Raw genomic sequence first — 18,520 nt, 5'->3', positions numbered from 1 at the left:
AAATAAAGGAGTTTGTTTTGAATAAGATGTTGAATCGCGCAATGATGGTTTTGGTTCTTTTAGGCGCACCGTTAGCGGCGCACGCTGAAAAGATCGCAGTAGTTGATATGCAAGCTGTATTTGAGCAGTTGCCACAGCGTGAGCAAGTGAACGAAACATTAAAAGCTGAGTTCGGTGATCGTGTTGCTGCAGTGCAAAAGATGCAAGAAGAACTTCGTGGCTTGCTAGAAAAGCAACAACGTGATGCTGCATTGATGAGCGAAGCTCAGAAGACTGAAATGATGCGTAAAATGGAATCTATGAAAGCTGAGCTACAATTGAAAGGCAAAGCATTAGATGAAGACATGCGTCGTCGTAACGGTGAAGAGCAGAACAAACTATTGTTAGAAGTTCAAAAGACAATTAACACTATTGCTGAAAAAGAGCAGTATGACATGGTACTTCAACGCGGTGCCGTTATTTATGTTAAGCCAAGCGCTGACATTAGTAACAAGGTGGTTGAGGCTTTAGGTAAAGGCAAGTAAATAGATGAAAAGCTATACTTTAAGAGTATTGGCTGACCATTTAAATGCAGACGTTCAAGGTGATGACACAGTTGAAATTTCAACTGTTGGCACCTTGGACGGTGCAGGTTCAGGTCAAATCTCTTTTCTGGCAAATTCTAAGTATCGTTCGCAGTTGGCTAGCTCAGCTGCGTCGGCGATCTTAATGACGCCAAAAGATGCTGAAGATTTTGTAGGCAATGCGATCGTATTAAACGATCCATACGTGGGTTTCGCACGCATTGCACAATTTCTTGATACAACGCCAAAGGCGGCTGACAGTATTCACCCATCTGCACAAATAGCGGCTTCTGCTATGCTAGGTGAAGGCGTGGCTATTGGTGCTAATGCGGTAATTGGCGAGAATGTTATTTTAGGTAACGACGTCCAAATCGGTGCTGGTTGCGTGGTAGGCCAAGACAGTGTGATTGGTTCAAATACACTTCTTTGGGCAAATGTAACTGTGTATCACGACGTGCATTTAGGTCAAGACTGTATTATTCATTCTGGTGCCATTTTAGGTTCTGATGGTTTCGGTTACGCCAATGAACGTGGTCAATGGATTAAAATCCCACAAACTGGTGGCGTCCGCATTGGTGATAGAGTTGAAATCGGTGCAAATACAACAGTCGATCGTGGTGCTATTGATCACACTGAAATCCATGACGGGGTTATCTTAGATAATCAAGTTCAGATTGCGCATAACGATATCATTGGTGCGAATACCGCGATTGCGGGCAGCACAGTAGTTGCAGGCAGTGTGACTATTGGTAAGTATTGCATTATTGGTGGTAACTGTGCAATTTCAGGCCATTTGAGTATTACTGATGGTGTTCATGTGACAGGCAGTACCAACGTCACCAGCATTATTCGTGAGAAAGGCGTTTATTCATCGGCGACAGCTGCAATGGATAATAAACTGTGGCGTAAAAACACCGTACGTTTTAGACAGCTAGATACGCTATTTCAGCGCGTTAAAGCACTAGAAAATAACGTAAAGTAAATGACTGCATTGAGCAGATAAAGGAAAGTTTAGTGTCAAATCAATTAAATACAATGGATATTAAAGAGATCCTAAAATTTTTACCTCACAGGTATCCATTTTTATTGATCGATAGAGTTTTAGATTTCACTCCGGGTGAAACTTTGCACGCTATCAAGAACGTCACAATTAACGAGCCATTTTTCCAGGGACATTTCCCGGTTCAACCTGTGATGCCTGGTGTGTTGATTTTAGAAGCAATGGCACAAGCAACAGGTCTACTTGCTTTTAAAACAATGAGTGATGAGCCGTCTAACGACGCATTATATTATTTTGCTGGTATCGACAAAGCGCGTTTTAAGCGTGTTGTTGAGCCAGGTGACCAACTTCATTTTGAAGTACAGATGATTAAAGAGCGCCGCGGGATTGGCGTGTTTACTGGCGTTGCAAAAGTGGATGGCGAGATTGTTTGTTCAGCAGAAATCATGTGTGCACGTAGAGAGATTTCTAAGTGATTGATAAATTAGCTTATATCCACCCGGATGCCAAAATTGGTAACAATGTTACTATTGGTCCTTGGACTTACATTGGTGCCGATGTTGAGATCGGTGATGACTGTTGGTTTAGCTCACACGTTGTTGTGAAAGGTCCAACGGTTATCGGTAAAGGCAATAAGTTTTACCAATTTGCTTCAGTTGGCGAAGATTGCCAAGACAAGAAGTTTGCTGGTGAAGCGACACGATTAATTATTGGTGACAATAACGTTATTCGTGAGTCAGTAACCATTCACCGCGGTACTACTCAAGATGAGTGGGAAACGCGTATTGGCTCAAACAACCTATTTATGGCGTATGTGCATATTGCACACGACTGTGTTGTAGGTAGCAACGTGATTATGGCTAATAACGCGTCAATCGCGGGCCACGTGCACGTTGGTGACTGGGCTATTTTGGGCGGTATGACTGGTGTACACCAATTTGTTCACATTGGTGCTCACGCCTTTACGGCGGGTAGTTCGCTAATCTTAAATGATGTTCCACCATTTGTGATGGCGTCTGGTTCGCCAGCAATCCCTCGAGGATTGAACATCGAAGGGTTAAAGCGCCGTGGATTCTCAAAAGAATCTCAGCTTTCAGTCCGCAGAGCCTATAAGACGCTATACCGTAGCAACTTAACCGTTGCAGAAGCGATTGAGCAGCTTAAAGAGGCTGCAGTTGATGACGAACAAGTTCAAATGTTAATTGAATTTGTTGCCTCCTCTCAACGAGGAATCATCCGCTAAGCAAGTTATCGAACCCGTGTCAAAGCGGGTTCTTTATTTCCATCCTACCAATAATGATAGACGTCACTTTATGAGTTCAAACAATCCTCGTATTTTTGCTATGGTTGCCGGAGAGATCTCAGGCGATATCTTGGGGGCAGGCTTAATTAAAGCGCTGCAAGTTAATTATCCTGATGCTAAGTTTGTTGGCATTGGTGGCCCGCGTATGGAAGCACTAGGTTTTGAATCTATTTTTTCATATGAAGAATTGGCGGTAATGGGGATTGTGGAAGTGCTTTCTCGTTTGCCTAGATTGCTAAAAGTTCGCAAAACTTTGATCGTAAAGCTAACTGAAATTAATCCCGATTGCTTTATTGGTATCGATGCTCCAGATTTTAATATTGGCCTTGAGCTTAAACTAAAGCAACGCGGCATTAAAACCGTGCATTATGTTAGTCCGTCAGTGTGGGCATGGCGACCAAAGCGTATTTTCAAAATTGCCAAAGCAACTGATATGGTATTGTCTTTATTACCTTTTGAAAAAGCGTTTTATGATGAGCACCAAGTACCTTGCACCTTTGTAGGTCATACCTTGGCAGACGATATTCCACTTGAGAATGATAAGGTACAAGCGCGAAAGCTACTTGAACTCGATCAAAGCGCAGAATACTTGGCGATTTTACCAGGATCTCGAGGTGGGGAGTTAAAACAGCTTGCAGAACCTTTTGTTAAAGCTGCAAGCCTAATAAAGCAGCGTTATCCGGATATCAAATTTGTCACGCCGTTAGTTAATCAAAAGCGTCGTGAACAGTTTGAGGAAGCATTACGTGAACATGCTCCAGATCTAGAGATCCATTTAGTAGAAGGCCAGTCTCGTGAAGTCATGAGTGCTGCCGATTGCATACTGCTAGCTTCCGGCACTGCAACACTTGAAGCTATGTTAGTTAAAAGACCTATGGTTGTGGCGTACCGCGTTAGCCCAATAACGTACCGGATTGCTAAAGGGATGATGCTGACCAAGCGTTACTCATTGCCAAACTTACTCGCCGATGACGATGTGATTGAAGAGCTTATTCAAGCCGATTGCACGCCAGAAAAAATTGCTATGGCAGTTGGTGTTCAACTCGATAACGATTTCACACCGACTTATGATCGCTTTATGCAAATGCATCAATCATTGCGTTGTGATGCCAGTGCTCGTGCGGCAGATGCTGTAATTAAATTGATTGAGGAGTCTGCGTAATGGCTGTAATTAAAGGAATTACTCCTGAGCAGGTTGCTGAGATCTGTATTGGTCAGTATGCCGGCGTCGATGAAGTGGGTCGTGGTCCACTAATCGGCAATGTAGTTACCGCAGCAGTTATTTTAGACCCGAATAATCCGATAGAAGGATTAAATGATTCTAAAAAATTGTCGGAGAAAAAGCGCGAACTATTGTTCGAGCAAATTCAGCAAAAAGCCTTGAGTGTTAGTGTCGGTTCTGCGAGCCCAGTTGAGATTGATGAGCTTAATATTTTGCATGCGACTATGCTGGCGATGCAGCGCGCAGTAGCAGGACTTACTATTAAACCTAGCAGTGTATTAGTCGATGGCAATCGCACGCCAGATTTTGGGGTGGAAAGTCACGCTATCATCAAAGGCGACGGCTTAATTGATGCGATAAGTGCGGCTTCGATTATTGCAAAAGTGGTTCGAGATCGTGAGATGGATGCTCTTGCTGCTCAATATCCAGCATACGGCTTTGATAAGCATAAAGGTTATCCAACTAAAGCGCACTTTGAAGCACTTGCTCAGCACGGCGTGTTATCAGAGCATCGTAAGAGCTTTAGGCCTGTTCGTGAAGCTTTAGAAGCAAAGCAGGGCGGCTAGTCGTTAAGACCTAGTACTTAGCTTAGTTAATCGCTAACTTGGGCGAAAACTAACACATCTCTCATCTGGGCTAATAGTTTAACTTGTTTGCTGTTGGCCCATGTTTTACCCTGTAAGATTGACTAGCAGTCTTCATCTATCAAAAAGAAAGATACTCCATATTATGTCTGATCCACGTTTTGTGCATTTACGCGTTCATAGCGACTTTTCCATGTCTGATGGACTCTCTAAGGTTAAGCCTATTCTAGGAAAAGTGGCCGAACTTGGAATGCCTGCCGTCGCCCTAACAGATCAGACGAATATGTGCGGTTTAGTAAAGTTTTACGAGGCTAGTCATGGCAACGGTATCAAGCCAATTATTGGTACTGACTTTTGGGTTCAAGTGCCTGGGTTTGATGAGTTTTGCTCGATCACCGCACTTGCGATGGATAATACTGGTTACTCGAATTTAACGTTATTGATCAGCGACGCATACTTACGCGGTAATATCAATGACAAAGCGGTTATCGATCATGAATGGCTGGCAAAATATAGCGAGGGTTTGATTTTACTGTCTGGTGCTAAAGACGGTGATGTTGGTCGCGCGCTATTAAAAGAAAACAAAGCGCAAGTTGATAATTTAATTGAGTTTTATCAAACCCACTTTCCTGATAGATATTATTTAGAGCTGCTACGCACCGGTCGTCCTGACGAAGAGCGCTATTTGCATATGGCCGTTGAACTTGCAGAGCAAAAAGGCCTCCCGGTGGTTGCGACTAACCAAGTGGTATTTAATAAGCCTGAGCAGTTTGATGCTCACGAGATCCGCGTAGCCATTTACGACGGTTTTACCCTTGCCGATCCACGTCGTCCCAAAAAATATAGCGACCAGCAATATTTTAAAAGCAGTGAAGAGATGTGCGAACTGTTTGAAGACATTCCTGAAGCCATTCAAAACACGGTTGAGATTGCTAAGCGTTGTAACGTAACTGTGCGCTTGCATGAATACTTCTTACCTAACTTTCCGACAGGTGATTTGACCATTGAAGACTTCTTGGTTGATGTGTCTGAAAAAGGCCTAGAAGAGCGCTTAGAGTTTCTGTTCCCAGATCCTGCAGAGCGCGCAGAAAAGCGCCCCGAATATGATGAGCGTCTTGATGTAGAGCTCAAAGTTATCAACCAAATGGGGTTCCCTGGTTACTTCCTCATCGTAATGGAGTTTATCCAGTGGGGTAAGGACAACGATATCCCAATTGGACCTGGTCGTGGTTCTGGTGCGGGTTCCTTGGTGGCTTACGCCCTTAAAATTACCGATCTGGATCCACTCGAATATGACTTACTGTTCGAGCGATTCTTGAACCCGGAACGTGTATCTATGCCCGACTTCGACGTCGACTTCTGTATGGATAGACGCGATGAAGTGATCGATCACGTAGCAGAGCTTTACGGCCGTGACGCGGTATCACAGATCATTACGTTCGGTACTATGGCGGCTAAAGCGGTAATTCGAGACGTGGGTCGTGTACTAGGCCATCCATACGGTTTTGTTGACCGTATTTCGAAGATGATCCCAGCCGAGCCAGGTATGACTCTGGCTAAGGCGTTTGAAGTTGAGCCGGGGCTGCAAGAATCTTACGATGGCGATGAAGAAGTAAAAGATCTTATCGACATGTGCCGAATCTTGGAAGGTGTGACCCGTAACGCCGGTAAGCACGCCGGTGGTGTGGTTATCGCACCAACCAAAATCACAGACTTTTCGCCAATTTATTGTGATACCGAAGGTTTAAACCCTGTCACTCAGTTCGATAAGAACGACGTTGAAACCGCAGGCCTGGTTAAGTTCGATTTCTTGGGTCTACGAACGCTCACCATTATTGACTGGGCGCTACAGATGGTGAATAGCGTTAAAGATAAAAATGGAGAAGAGCGGGTTCGCATAGAATCTATTTCGCTTACGGATCCTAAATGCTTTAAGTTACTTCAACGATATGAAACAACTGCGGTATTCCAGCTGGAATCTCGCGGTATGAAAGACCTGATTAAGCGTCTTCAGCCAGACTGCTTCGAAGACATGATTGCACTAGTGGCACTGTTTAGACCCGGTCCACTGCAATCGGGCATGGTAGATAACTTTATCGAGCGTAAGCACGGTCGTGAGGAAGTATCGTATCCAGATGCTGAATATCAGCATGAATCGTTAAAAGAGCTACTGTCACCGACTTACGGCATTATCTTGTATCAAGAGCAGGTGATGCAGATTGCTCAGGTACTTGCTGGTTACACCTTGGGCGGCGCGGATATGCTTCGTCGTGCTATGGGTAAGAAAAAGCCAGAAGAGATGGCTAAGCAGCGCGGTACGTTTGAAGCTGGCGCGATTGAAAACGGCGTAGATGGTCCACTGTCGATGAAGATTTTCGACTTGGTGGAAAAATTCGCGGGTTACGGTTTTAACAAATCTCACTCAGCTGCTTATGCGTTAGTTTCCTATCAAACGCTTTGGCTAAAAACTCACTATCCTGCCCAGTTTATGGCAGCGGTAATGTCAGCCGATATGGATAACACGGATAAGATTGTCACCTTGGTGGATGAATGTGAGCGCATGGGAATGCCGTTGCTACCACCTGATGTGAACAAGGGCTTATTTAGATTTACCGTCGATGACGACTTAAATATTGTTTACGGAATTGGTGCGGTTAAAGGCGTGGGTGAAGGCCCGGTTGATTCTATTCTTAAAGCACGTGAAAACGGGCCATTTATAGATCTATTTGATTTCTGTGCTCGAATCGATCTTAAAAAGCTTAATCGCAGAGTGATTGAGAAGCTGATTTGCGCTGGTGCGCTGGATAACTTAGGTCCGCACCGCGCAGCCATGATGGCGACCTTGCCAGAGGCCATTCGCGCAGCAGATCAACATGCTAAAGCCGAAGCTATCGGTCAGCACGATATGTTTGGTTTGCTCAATAGTGAGCCAGAAGATAGTAAACAGCAGTTTGTTGAATGCACACCTTGGCCAGATAAAGTGTGGCTTGAAGGTGAGCGAGATACCCTAGGTTTATACCTCACGGGTCACCCCATTAATCAGTATTTGAAAGAGCTAAAACATTATACATCTGGTCGATTGAAAGATGTACATCCGACAGATCGCGGCAAGACCATGAAAGCCGCAGGTCTAGTGGTTGCGACACGTGTGATGATGACAAAACGTGGCTCAAAAATGGGGCTTGTGACGCTTGATGACAAGAGTGCGCGTTTAGAGATCATGTTATTTACTGAAGCATTCGAGAAATTTAATCACTTGCTCGAAAAAGACCGTATTTTGATTATCGAAGGCGAAGTCAGCTTTGACGACTTTTCTGGTGGTAATCGAATGACCGCACGTAATATTATTGATATGGGGGAGGCGCGTAGCCATTTTGCCAATGCCGTTGAGATTGAAATGCAGTCAGACAAGGTCAATGAGCAATGGTTAAATGAATTCAAATCTGCGGTAGAGCCCTGGAAAGCAGGTGCCGTGCCGGTATTGATTAACTATGCTCAACCACAATCAAAAGCTCAGTTTACTCTGGGGGATGAGTGGCGAGTCAACCCGACAGACGAGCTTATGTTAGCACTTGAGTCGTTAACGGGTTCTGGTCAGGTCAAGATTGTTTTTTAAGTAAATGGCTTTTTAAGATGAATATAACTTCACTTATCCAAAATTGCTTAGCACTGCTGCCGGCCCCAAATGTGAGTTCGACTGAGTCTGTTGCGATTGGTAAGCAGCCTAAACGTAAATTGGTATTGGCCTATAGTGGGGGAGTCGATTCTGAGATCCTCGCGTATGGTTTAGGTCAGTTTGCCCAAATAAACTCGGCTTACGAGTGCCTGTTGGTACATGTCCATCACGGCCTAAGTACTAATGCAAATAGCTGGGTTGACCACTGCTTATTACAAGCTAAAAGCTACAACTTGCCATGCGTGATTAAGTACGTGCAAGTTAATCTCGCGCCTAGAACCAGCATTGAAGCTGAAGCCAGAAATGTACGCTATCAGGCTTTATTAGCCGAGCTTTCAGTGAACGATATTCTAATGACTGCGCATCATCAAGATGATCAGCTTGAAACTGTATTACTGGCCCTTAAGCGCGGTCTAGGTCCAAAAGGCTTGTCTGCTATGGGCAAGGTGCAGCGTGTCAATCAACAGCAATGGTTGGTAAGGCCTTTGCTTGACTGCAGTAAAGATCAAATCGAAGGTTATGCAGCACAGCATAATATTGGGCATATTCAAGATGAAAGTAACTTTGATGGTAAGTACGATAGAAATTTTCTGCGTTTAGATATCATCCCCAAACTTAAGCAACGTTGGAGTGCCATAGCTGCTACTGCCAGCCGCAGCGCCGAACTATGTGCATTGCAACAATCAGTACTTGAAGAAGAAACTGTAAAACGTTTACCGCAAGTACAAAAGTTAATAGGTGTGGATAACGTCCTTGAAGTCATTAAGTTAGCGACTTTCTCTAATGCTTGGCAATCGCTACTATTGCGTGGGCACATGGAGCAACTTGGTTTTGCACCACCATCAAAAATACAGGGCGAGCAAATTTTATCTCAACTATTGGATGCCAAAGAGGATGCCAATATAGAGGTGCGTTTAGCTGATGTGGTTATTCGGCGTTTTAAAAATAACGCCTATTTTTTAGCAGAGAGTATTCACTCACTTAAACCTTTACATAAAGTTGAAATGCTTGAAGAGATAAAGCTGGATGAGGTGATACATAATGGAATTGACTTGCCTTCTGGTCAACGCTTATTAGGCAAGTATATAGCAGCTGATTTAGAGCCATTGTTGAGATTACCATTGCCAACAGAGCTGGTGTCCATTGTATACGCTTTGCCGGGAAGTACTCGTAGTCACCCACATTTTCGCAGTAAGGGTCGAGAGCTAAAAAAAATCTGGCAAGAGCTAGAATTACCTCCATGGAAACGAGGACACGTACCACTGCTGTGTTATAACGGTAAACTGGTTGCCGCTATAGGGTTTTGGATTGAAAAGTCTGCCATAGCTACATCAGGTGAGACAGGCTTAGCACTGAGTTTAAATAACACTTAAATGTGCTTTTGTTTGAGCTATCTATAATTGAGCAATATTACTGGCTAACGTTCAAAGCTTAATTTTGGCAGGGATCTGTTGATGAGCAGTGTTTATTCAGAGTCGATAGCCTGTTCTGTAACAGGTTTAATGAGTTGGCCTCATTCACTAAAACACTATTAACTCAATAAACTGCCTTTAATTCATCAGAATACTATTTACTGTTTAGAGTGCTATTAACCCGATAAGCCACTGTGTATTCGATAACATTGTCCACCTGCAGCTTTAGCCAGGTAGAGCGCATTATCTGCACGTTGATAAAATGTTTGTTCTGAGTCATTAGCACGCCATTGGCTGATCCCCATACTGGTGCGCACCTGATAATTATCTAAATATTGGTGAGTGGCAACTGCATCGAGCACGCGCTGGCACAATATTGCAGCATCTTCAGCATTTGCTTGAATAAGCAGTGTAAACTCATCTCCTCCTATTCTAAAAGCCTGATCTGTATCTCTAATTGTTGAATTGAGCATTCTGGCAAATTCAATCAAAGCCTTGTCGCCAAGCGGATGACCATGGTCATCATTCAATTGCTTAAAATTATCTAAGTCTAATGCAATTAACGATAAATCGCTGTTATGGCGTTGAGCGCGAGCGATCTCTTTTTTCAAGCTTTCTTGGTAATAATGACGATTTCCAAGTTGAGTTAGCGCGTCATACATGGCTTGCAGTGACATTTCTCTGTATTGAATGGCGTTAAATAGTGGTTGTAGCACAAGCGATTGTAATTGGTTGAGCTTCTGGGTTTGAGAGGGCACCAAAGGGGCTTTTAGATTATAGTTAACAGTGAACTGACAGTCGGCAATCATTAAGTGTTGCTCTATGGCATACCCTTTTTGGCTCCCCCAATGAAAGTGGTAATCTTTATAATCTAAACGGACACCATAAAGCGGCAAGTGTTGCCCCATTATTTTTCCAAAACAGGCAAACACTGTCCGCGGATCAAGATGTTGGTGTAGCTGCTGGATAATATTGACTAGGTCAATCTCCTGCGGTGCTGGTGCACAGACTCCCATCGGCTTGCGATATTCAATAGGAAAAGATTCGGTAGCAAGACCAAATTCCATTGCTAAGTTACTCCCAGTGTTTAACGGCGGCATTTAACCGTGTTTTAACTTTCTTATAAAAATATCAAGCAAGAAGCGTGCCTTTATAAGAGGCAATAATATTTGTCTTTATTTGTCATTAGGTTACTCTCTAGTTAAATCGGTGAAATAAAACAGTGTCGGCATTTTGACTAATGCCTTTGATTAAGGAGTATCAAGTCGCCATGGAACACAGCTTTCTCATTCAAATTTTGCTGATGCTGGTGATCGCTATCGTGTCGATTGCGATCTTAAGGCGTGCGGGGTTACCCGCAATTTTGGCTTACTTGGTGACGGGTGTGATAAGTGGCCCTAGCGGTTTTCATTGGTTTACTCAACATCAGATGCAATCGGTTGCCGAGCTTGGCGTCGTACTATTAATGTTTAGCTTAGGCCTTGAGTTTTCTTTGCCTCGATTATGGGCAATGCGTCGCACTGTATTTGGCTTAGGTAGTGCACAAGTTGTGGTAACCACATTGCTGAGTATGGGGATTGCATTGTTATGTAATCTTACGGTTACAGAATCCGTCGTAGTGGGCTCTGCAATTGCTTTGTCCTCTACAGCCATTGTGCTTAAACTCCTTAATGAACAAGGCTGGTTAAGGCGCAGACACGGCGAACTATCAGTTAGTGTGCTGTTATTTCAAGATATCGCAGTCGTACCGTTATTAATCTTACTCCCCTTACTTGCCAGTGATGGCGAAGCGTTGTTGTGGAATGATGTAGTTTACGCCTTGCTCAAAGGGGTATTAGCTTTTATCGCGCTAATGGCATTTGGTAAATGGGCCTTGCCCAAATTGTTCGATGAAGTGGCGCGCTCTCGTTCCAATGAACTGTTTGTACTATCCACATTAGTTGTGGCTTTAGTCACTGGCGCGATTACTCAATGGTTAGGTTTGTCTATGGCGTTAGGTGCGTTTATGGCGGGTATGCTATTAGGTGAAAGCCAGTACCGGCGTCAACTTGAGGCTGATATTAGGCCTTTTAGAGACTTGTTGATGGGCCTCTTCTTTATCTCTATTGGTATGTTGCTCGACTTTGAGTTGGTTGCGCAGTACTGGTGGCAGATCATCTTTATTCTTATTGCTGTCATTCTAGGTAAAGCACTGGTTATTTTCTCTTTGCTGAAGATTGTTAAAGAGTCATTTCGCTCTTCAGTCGCCACAGCGCTGAGTTTAGCCCAGGTCGGTGAATTTAGTTTTGTTGTGTTGGCTTTGGCAGTTAACTATCAGTTGCTGGATAGCAAAACCAGTACAACTTTAGTCATGGTAGCAGTGCTCTCGATGGCACTTGCACCTTGGTTAGTTCGTCATAGTGTGGATATTGCCAGAAGGCTGCAAGGTCTCAAACCTAAAAAAGGTACCAGTGAGCCTTTGAATGTGACGGTGGACGCTAAAGACGATCTCGTGCTTATTTTAGGCTATGGCCGCGTTGGGCAAACGATTGCACGCTTTATGAAAACAGAGGCTATTCCTTATTTGGTGCTGGACCTTGATCCAACAAGGGTGTCTGAAGCGAGAACTGCAGGTGAGCCGGTTTACTTTGGCGATGTGTGTAAAAGAAGCATTCTAAAGCAGGCTAAAGTACGCGATGCTAAGTTGATTGTCATTACCTTTAGTAGTGAACGGATCTTAGAGGAGGTTCTGCCGCTTTGCCGACAGCTAGCACCAGAGGCAAAAATTTTAGTACGTACCCGTGATGATTCCGGCATGGAAGCGCTAGAAGAGGCTGGGGCAAGCCAGGTTATTCCAGAAACCTTGGAAGGTAGCTTGATGTTAGTTTCCCAAGTTTTGTATCAATGTGGCGTGCCGTTAGCACGAATATTAAAGCGGCTTGAGATAGAACGTCGTAATCACTATCAATACTTACATGGCTTCTTTTCTGGGGCAGAGACTGACTTTACCCTTGAGTTATTGCACGCTGTAGCTTTACCTAAGGGAGCTAATGCCGTTGGGCTTACATTGGCTGATATTCCTTGGGAAAAACTACGAGTTGAGTTAAGAGCAGTTAGAAGGGCTGGGGCAGAGGTCGAAAGCCCAGAGTTTGATTGGCAGATTAAGTCCGGTGATATTTTAATATTGTTGGGTAAGCCTAGACGCATAGAAAAGGCTGAGATCTTTTTACTGCAAGGATAGATCTTGTCTGTCTAAAATGCTCAAGGAGAGAGAATGCATTATTTGGTTTTTATCATTTTGGCGCCTTGGCTGTTTTTACAGGGCAAAAGAGTCAAACAAAATACCCCAAGACTACCAGAGGCCGCTGGCGAGCGTATCGGTGTTTCAGGTGATGGCAGTGCATTATCAGTTTTGGTTTTGGGTGATTCAGCCGCAGCAGGTGTCGGAGTGGCTCAACAATCAGAGGCACTTACAGGCGTTGTGGTCAAAGAGCTTGCTCGCCAATACCAAGTAAATTGGCAGTTGTTGGCTAAATCTGGTAGCAACACTGAAAAAGCAACGTGCATGTTGGATCAGTTACTGAGCGTAACCCCGTCATTGCGGTTTGATGTAGTGATAGTTTCGCTTGGCGTTAATGATGTATTAAGTCCTTTGTCCGCAAAGCGCTGGATTAAGCAGCAAAAAGTATTGATTGAATTGATTGCAACTAAAGCAAACTGTCAAAGCTTAGTGTTAACACGTGTCCCGCCTATGGGAGACTTTCCGGTTTTACCACAGCCACTACGCTGGTTTTTAGGTAAGCGAAGCAATGAGTTTAATCGTTATCTAGAAAAGTTAGCTGCAGAAAATAGCTGCTTTACCTTGCTTGATTTTGGCCATCAACTTGATGCCAGCGCTATGGCAAAAGATGGCTTTCATCCGGGACAAGCCATATATCAAGACTGGGGAAAAAGCGCAGCAGAGGTGATTATTAAGAGCTTGAATTAAAGTGCTATTACTTGTTTGACCTCGTTAAATAAAATCTTAACGAATATCGAAAAACTGTTTAATATCGTCAATCTGACACATCGCATCTTCATATCCCAGTTCGATTAATGCACTGCAGTAGCCTTGCTCAAACAGCAGGTAAGAAACGATACTCGAGTCTGAGTGCTGATTGATGCCAAGTGCTCTAAGCATCATTTTGATGGCGAAAGGCATATCTTCAAAGTAACGAGACGCCATTGCACTTAAATCCTCGCTTGGCTTAATCACTAAGGTCTCTATATTCTTCAAAGGTAAGCCTTTACGGCTTTGTTCAGGGATCAACTCTAATGTGTTGTTGATACGCTCCAACCTTTCTAAGTCGCTATTTAAGGTGTCAGAAAATATGGTGTCGAGAAGGTGGCCTGCAATGGTTGCAGTTTTTGGGTGATGTTCTAATTCTTTGGCTTTAACCTTATGTGGGCTCTCAAGGTTAATAACCATGATTTTGTCAGCGCCAAGATGGATAGGGCCGCTAAGTGGTGCCAACTGATGCACTGAACCATCCCCGTAGTACTCTTGATTAAGTCTAATCGAGGGAAACACCATTGGGATCGCAGAGCTTGCCAAAAGGTGGTCGGTATTAAGCCGAGTGCGCACGCCATGACGCCTTGCTCTTTGCCAGTTATCAATATGGGCATTAGCCTGAAAAAAGGTAACTGAACGAGAGTTATTATAACAAGAGGTGTCTAAGCTTACGGCTTCTAATGCGCCGCTATTGATGTTGCGGTCAATTCGCTCAAAACTGATTAGATTATTGAGTAGATCTCGCAGAGGAGCGCTATTAAACAGGCTGCCAGCGGTATTGGATACACCATTACTTTGTAGGCCTTTTAAACCCATTTTACTCAAGTGTTTTAATACGCCGCCAATCGATGCATGGTAGACTTTTTTAGCGTGGATATGCCGCCAAACCCACTCAAGTTTTCTCACTCCAAGATGAAAACATGAAGCGTGAGTTGCTAAAGATGTAGCATTGATTGCGCCAGCAGAAGTGCCACAGACAATTTTAAAGGGAATACCATGGTTACGTGGGTAAAATTGCACAATCGCTTTTAGTACCCCTATTTGATAGGCTGCTCGCGCTCCACCACCACCAAGTACTAACGCCGTTTTTTCTGGCAATTCGACGCTCCTTATCGTTTGAAAAATAAAATGTATTTATTATATTGTCGTTAATTTCAGCATATGTGACTCGGCAAGCTTGTTCAAGAAAAAGCGTAAAAATTATTCACTCATTTATATCGTCAACATCACGTAAATGCGCGTTCGAAAGGCTGACTAAGTTGGCTGGTTTTTAGCTTGAGATATAAAAAAACGCCGATGAAATCATCGGCGTTTTTATTCGTACATTAGCTAAAGCACATTAGCAAATTAAGCTTGTTGTGCTTTTAAGAACTCAACGATTTGGTCTAGTGGGATATCTTGCTTTTCACCAGTACGACGGTTCTTATATTCGAACATGCCATTATCGATATTACGGTCACCAATAACCACTACATGTGGAATACCGATAAGCTCCATATCAGCAAACATTACACCTGGACGCTCTTTACGATCATCAAACATCACTTCGATGCCTGCATCATTTAGGTCTTGGTATAGCTGCTCTGCGATATCTTTAACGCGGTGCGACTTATGCATGTTCATTGGCAAAATACCAACAGTAAACGGTGCAATAGCTTCTGGCCAGATAATACCGCGGTCATCGTTGTTCTGCTCAATTGCAGCAGCAACCATACGGCTAACACCTACGCCGTAACAACCCATAAGTAATGTCTGAGACTTACCATTTTGGTCTAGTACGTTAGCGTTCATCGCTTCTGAGTAGTTGGTGCCTAACTGGAAGATATGACCCACTTCGATACCGCGAAGTAGTGCTATCGTGCCTTTACCACATGGGCTAGGCTCACCTTCGATAATGTTACGTAGATCGAATGCTGCCGTTTCTGGAAGGTCACGCTCCCAGTTGATACCGAAATAGTGCTTACCATCTTCGTTTGCACCAGCGCCAAAGTCGCTCATGATGCTAACGCTGTGATCAACAAATACAGGCATGTTTAGGCCTACAGGACCGATAGAACCTGTACCAGCACCTACTGCATCACGAATAGCCGCTTCATCAGCAAATTCAAATGGCGCTAAGACAGCGTCAATTTTTTCAGCTTTTACTTCGTTAAGCTCGTGGTCACCACGAATAACGATAGCCACTAATGGCGCTTCTTCAGTCGAACCTTTAACGATAAGAGTCTTAACTGTTTTCTCAATCGCAATACCGTGTTGTTCAACAAGCTCTGCAATTGTTTTAGCGTTTGGCGTATCGACTAACGTCATTTCGCTAGTAGCGGCTTGACGAGTTTCAGTCGGCATTGGTGCTTCACATTTTTCAATGTTTGCCGCGTAATCGCTTTCAGTAGAGTAAGCAATTAAGTCTTCACCACTGTTAGCTAACACGTGGAATTCGTGCGACAAGCTACCACCGATAGAACCGGTATCAGCCATAACTGGACGGAATGCTAAACCTAAACGCTCTAGGATGTTGCAATAAGCTTGGAACATCGCTTCGTAAGTTTCATTCATGGTTTCTTGATCGATATGGAAAGAATAAGCATCTTTCATCAAGAATTCACGTGAACGCATTACACCAAAACGTGGACGAACTTCGTCACGGAATTTGGTTTGAATTTGGTATAGGTTAAGCGGTAACTGCTTGTATGAGTTAACCTCTTTACGCACGATATCAGTGATCACTTCTTCGTGAGTTGGACCAAGTACGAAATCACGGTTGTGACGGTCTTGGAAACGAAGTAGCTCAGGACCAAACTTTTCAAAACGGCCTGTTTCAACCCAAAGATCGGCAGGCTGAACCATAGGCATTAGAATTTCAACCGAGCCCGCTTTGTTCATTTCTTCACGAACAATCGCTTCGATTTTACGTAGTACACGTAAACCTGTCGGCAACCAGCTGTATAAGCCTGATGCGTTACGACGGATCATACCCGCACGTAACATTAACTGATGACTAACGACTTCTGCGTTTGCAGGAGTTTCTTTTTGAGTTGATAGCAGGTACTTGCTTACGCGCATTACCGGTGTCCAAATTTGAGTTGAATGGGCGCTATTTTATCACTTGTAGAGGTTCTGTCACCTAGGTATTTAGGGAATTAATCGATTTTATTGGCTTTGGCAGAGTGCTATAGAGCTTTTGTAAGGTCAATAAGGTTGATTTTGTATACTAAATAGTTCGAGGGAAGCTTTTATAAAAGTGGAGATATTCAACATCAAAGTACTAATTTAGGGGGGCTTAAGTTGAATATCCATCAACTAAGCTGATTTTCGCCTAGTTTTTATCGCGTCTATCGCCTATGAGACGGGCTGGGTTGCCGGCAACGATGGCATAATCAGCTACATCTTTAGTCACGATAGCGCCCATACCAATAACCGCATGATTACCTATGGTGACGCCATCTACAATACCTGCTTGGGCACCAATCCATACGTCTTCACCAATTACCACGCCTTTAGAGTTTGAGGCTTGCTGGTAGATTGGCGTGTCAGGCGCCATACCATGATTAAAGGCATAAATGGTGACATTGTTAGCAATCCGAGTTTGATTACCTATGCTGATACCGTGACGACCACCATCAAGAGAGCAACCATGATTTATCGCTACTTCATTGCCTAAGGTTATCGGCCCATGTAGAAAACTGTCAGCGGCAATCATACACTGCGCGCCGATAATGATATTGCGGCCCGGCTCGGCAAATAGATTTGCTTCAGGGGCAACAAAGCAACGCTCACCAATACTGACGGTTTCAACCGCACAAAAATACGCTTGAACTTCGTCTTGCCAAGGCTTTGCCCACTCAAGATGTTTATCTTTAAGTGAGAAATACAGCCAAGGCATATAAGACAAGCGCTTTTTATGTTGAGTGCGGTAGTCAGGCTTTGGCATTAAATTAGCTGGCGCGTTTGATTCTGACATCGTTAGTCATGCGCCTGTGAAGCTAGCTTTTGGTTAATGGTTGATGCTCTTAACTCAATAACCTTTATACCTGCATCCGTAACAATCCAGAGGATATCCAAATCGTACAGTGCCACTTGGTATAGCTTAGGATCGGCTTTGGCCTTTTTATAAGCCGGACGGGGATCTTGCGCTAAAACGCCTTCAATCAATTCTGCAAGGCGCGGGTAAGCAGGATTTTGCTGATACTTTTCAAGCTGAATTTGCGCTTGCTCATTAAAGTATACATTGGCTAACACTGGCGCTTCTTGAGCAATGCCCCCTTGAGCATTCTTAATCGAATCCGAAAAGGGAATATAAGGTTTAATATCAATAATTGGCGTGCCATCGAGCAAGTCCATGCCAGAGATCTCAAGGCTGACTTTACCATTATGGGTATGCACTGCGTGCAACTTAACCACTGACTGACCAATACCGTTGGGCCTGAATGTTGAGCGGGTAGCAAACACGCCAAGCTTTTCATTACCGCCAAGCCTTGGTGGGCGCACAGTGGTTTTCCAGCCAGCGGCTAAATTTTCATGAAAACAGAAAAGTAACCATAAGTGTGAGTATTGCTCTAGGCCTCTAACAGCATCAATTTGGTTAAATGGTGGTGCTAGCTCAACAAAACCGCGAGCGGCACTAACAAGACCGGGTTGTCTTGGAATACCAAATTTTTGTTTATATGGCGTGCGGCAATAAGCCACGGCTTGGATCTGACTGTTAAAAGACATTTAGGTTACTTCTAAAATAA

15 protein-coding genes are annotated in these 18,520 nt (G+C 43.8%); 10 read left to right on the top strand and 5 right to left on the bottom strand.

Features of this window, described 5'->3' with window-relative positions; translation table 11 throughout:
- Positions 1-26 precede the first annotated feature (26 nt).
- The 8 genes from L2747_RS13935 to tilS all read left to right on the top strand — a co-directional run bounded on the left by L2747_RS13935 (position 27) and on the right by tilS (position 9,721).
- On the top strand, positions 27-524 hold the full coding sequence (locus L2747_RS13935; protein ID WP_248999654.1) for an OmpH/Skp family outer membrane protein: 498 nt from the start codon (positions 27-29) through the stop codon (positions 522-524).
- A 4-nt stretch (positions 525-528) separates the two neighbouring features.
- Positions 529-1,545 carry a UDP-3-O-(3-hydroxymyristoyl)glucosamine N-acyltransferase gene (lpxD, locus tag L2747_RS13930; protein ID WP_248999624.1) on the top strand — a complete coding sequence of 339 codons (1,017 nt, stop codon included), beginning with the start codon at positions 529-531 and terminating at the stop codon, positions 1,543-1,545.
- Positions 1,546-1,577: 32 nt separating this feature from the next.
- Positions 1,578-2,039 carry a 3-hydroxyacyl-ACP dehydratase FabZ gene (gene fabZ, locus L2747_RS13925; RefSeq protein ID WP_248999623.1) on the top strand — a complete coding sequence of 154 codons (462 nt, stop codon included), beginning with the start codon at positions 1,578-1,580 and terminating at the stop codon, positions 2,037-2,039.
- Positions 2,036-2,806 carry an acyl-ACP--UDP-N-acetylglucosamine O-acyltransferase gene (gene lpxA, locus L2747_RS13920; RefSeq protein WP_248999622.1) on the top strand — a complete coding sequence of 257 codons (771 nt, stop codon included), beginning with the start codon at positions 2,036-2,038 and terminating at the stop codon, positions 2,804-2,806. The genes fabZ and lpxA overlap by 4 nt, the downstream gene beginning before the upstream one ends.
- 70 nt (positions 2,807-2,876) lie before the next feature.
- Positions 2,877-4,028, top strand: coding sequence for a lipid-A-disaccharide synthase (gene lpxB, locus L2747_RS13915; protein ID WP_248999621.1), 1,152 nt, complete (start codon positions 2,877-2,879; stop codon positions 4,026-4,028).
- Positions 4,028-4,654 (top strand): ribonuclease HII, encoded by a 627-nt coding sequence (gene rnhB, locus L2747_RS13910; protein WP_248999620.1) that lies wholly within the window; start codon positions 4,028-4,030, stop codon positions 4,652-4,654. The genes lpxB and rnhB overlap by 1 nt, the downstream gene beginning before the upstream one ends.
- A 163-nt stretch (positions 4,655-4,817) precedes the next feature.
- Positions 4,818-8,288 carry a DNA polymerase III subunit alpha gene (gene dnaE, locus L2747_RS13905; protein ID WP_248999619.1) on the top strand — a complete coding sequence of 1,157 codons (3,471 nt, stop codon included), beginning with the start codon at positions 4,818-4,820 and terminating at the stop codon, positions 8,286-8,288.
- A gap of 17 nt (positions 8,289-8,305) precedes the next feature.
- Positions 8,306-9,721 (top strand): tRNA lysidine(34) synthetase TilS, encoded by a 1,416-nt coding sequence (tilS, locus tag L2747_RS13900; protein ID WP_248999618.1) that lies wholly within the window; start codon positions 8,306-8,308, stop codon positions 9,719-9,721.
- Positions 9,722-9,936: 215 nt separating this feature from the next.
- Here tilS and dgcS read toward each other — a convergent pair whose 3' ends face one another.
- Positions 9,937-10,827 (bottom strand): diguanylate cyclase DgcS, encoded by an 891-nt coding sequence (dgcS, locus tag L2747_RS13895; protein ID WP_248999617.1) that lies wholly within the window; start codon positions 10,825-10,827, stop codon positions 9,937-9,939.
- Between the two features lie 203 nt (positions 10,828-11,030).
- On the opposite strand from dgcS, the gene L2747_RS13890 reads away from it, so the two are divergent.
- Together L2747_RS13890 and L2747_RS13885 are read left to right on the top strand one after the other, a co-directional pair.
- Positions 11,031-12,980, top strand: coding sequence for a monovalent cation:proton antiporter family protein (locus tag L2747_RS13890; RefSeq protein ID WP_248999616.1), 1,950 nt, complete (start codon positions 11,031-11,033; stop codon positions 12,978-12,980).
- A gap of 33 nt (positions 12,981-13,013) precedes the next feature.
- On the top strand, positions 13,014-13,727 hold the full coding sequence (locus L2747_RS13885; RefSeq protein ID WP_248999615.1) for an SGNH/GDSL hydrolase family protein: 714 nt from the start codon (positions 13,014-13,016) through the stop codon (positions 13,725-13,727).
- A 36-nt stretch (positions 13,728-13,763) separates the two neighbouring features.
- On the opposite strand, the gene L2747_RS13880 is transcribed toward L2747_RS13885, so the two are convergent.
- The 4 genes from L2747_RS13880 to tsaA all read right to left on the bottom strand — a co-directional run bounded on the left by L2747_RS13880 (position 13,764) and on the right by tsaA (position 18,500).
- Positions 13,764-14,888, bottom strand: a complete 1,125-nt coding sequence (locus tag L2747_RS13880; protein ID WP_248999614.1) for a patatin-like phospholipase family protein — start codon at positions 14,886-14,888, stop codon at positions 13,764-13,766.
- 249 nt (positions 14,889-15,137) lie between these two features.
- On the bottom strand, positions 15,138-16,850 hold the full coding sequence (locus L2747_RS13875) for a proline--tRNA ligase (protein WP_248999613.1): 1,713 nt from the start codon (positions 16,848-16,850) through the stop codon (positions 15,138-15,140).
- 253 nt (positions 16,851-17,103) lie between these two features.
- Positions 17,104-17,748 carry an acyltransferase gene (locus L2747_RS13870; RefSeq protein ID WP_248999612.1) on the bottom strand — a complete coding sequence of 215 codons (645 nt, stop codon included), beginning with the start codon at positions 17,746-17,748 and terminating at the stop codon, positions 17,104-17,106.
- A gap of 2 nt (positions 17,749-17,750) precedes the next feature.
- Entirely contained in the window at positions 17,751-18,500 is a 750-nt protein-coding gene (tsaA, locus tag L2747_RS13865; protein WP_248999611.1) for a tRNA (N6-threonylcarbamoyladenosine(37)-N6)-methyltransferase TrmO, read from the bottom strand.
- Positions 18,501-18,520 lie beyond the last annotated feature (20 nt).

Source organism: Shewanella marinintestina, assembly GCF_023283845.1.
In the GTDB taxonomy this organism is placed as follows: domain Bacteria; phylum Pseudomonadota; class Gammaproteobacteria; order Enterobacterales; family Shewanellaceae; genus Shewanella; species Shewanella marinintestina.
The sequence above is the reverse complement of the archived record's forward strand: the minus strand, read 5'-3'. Positions and strand labels throughout refer to the sequence as shown.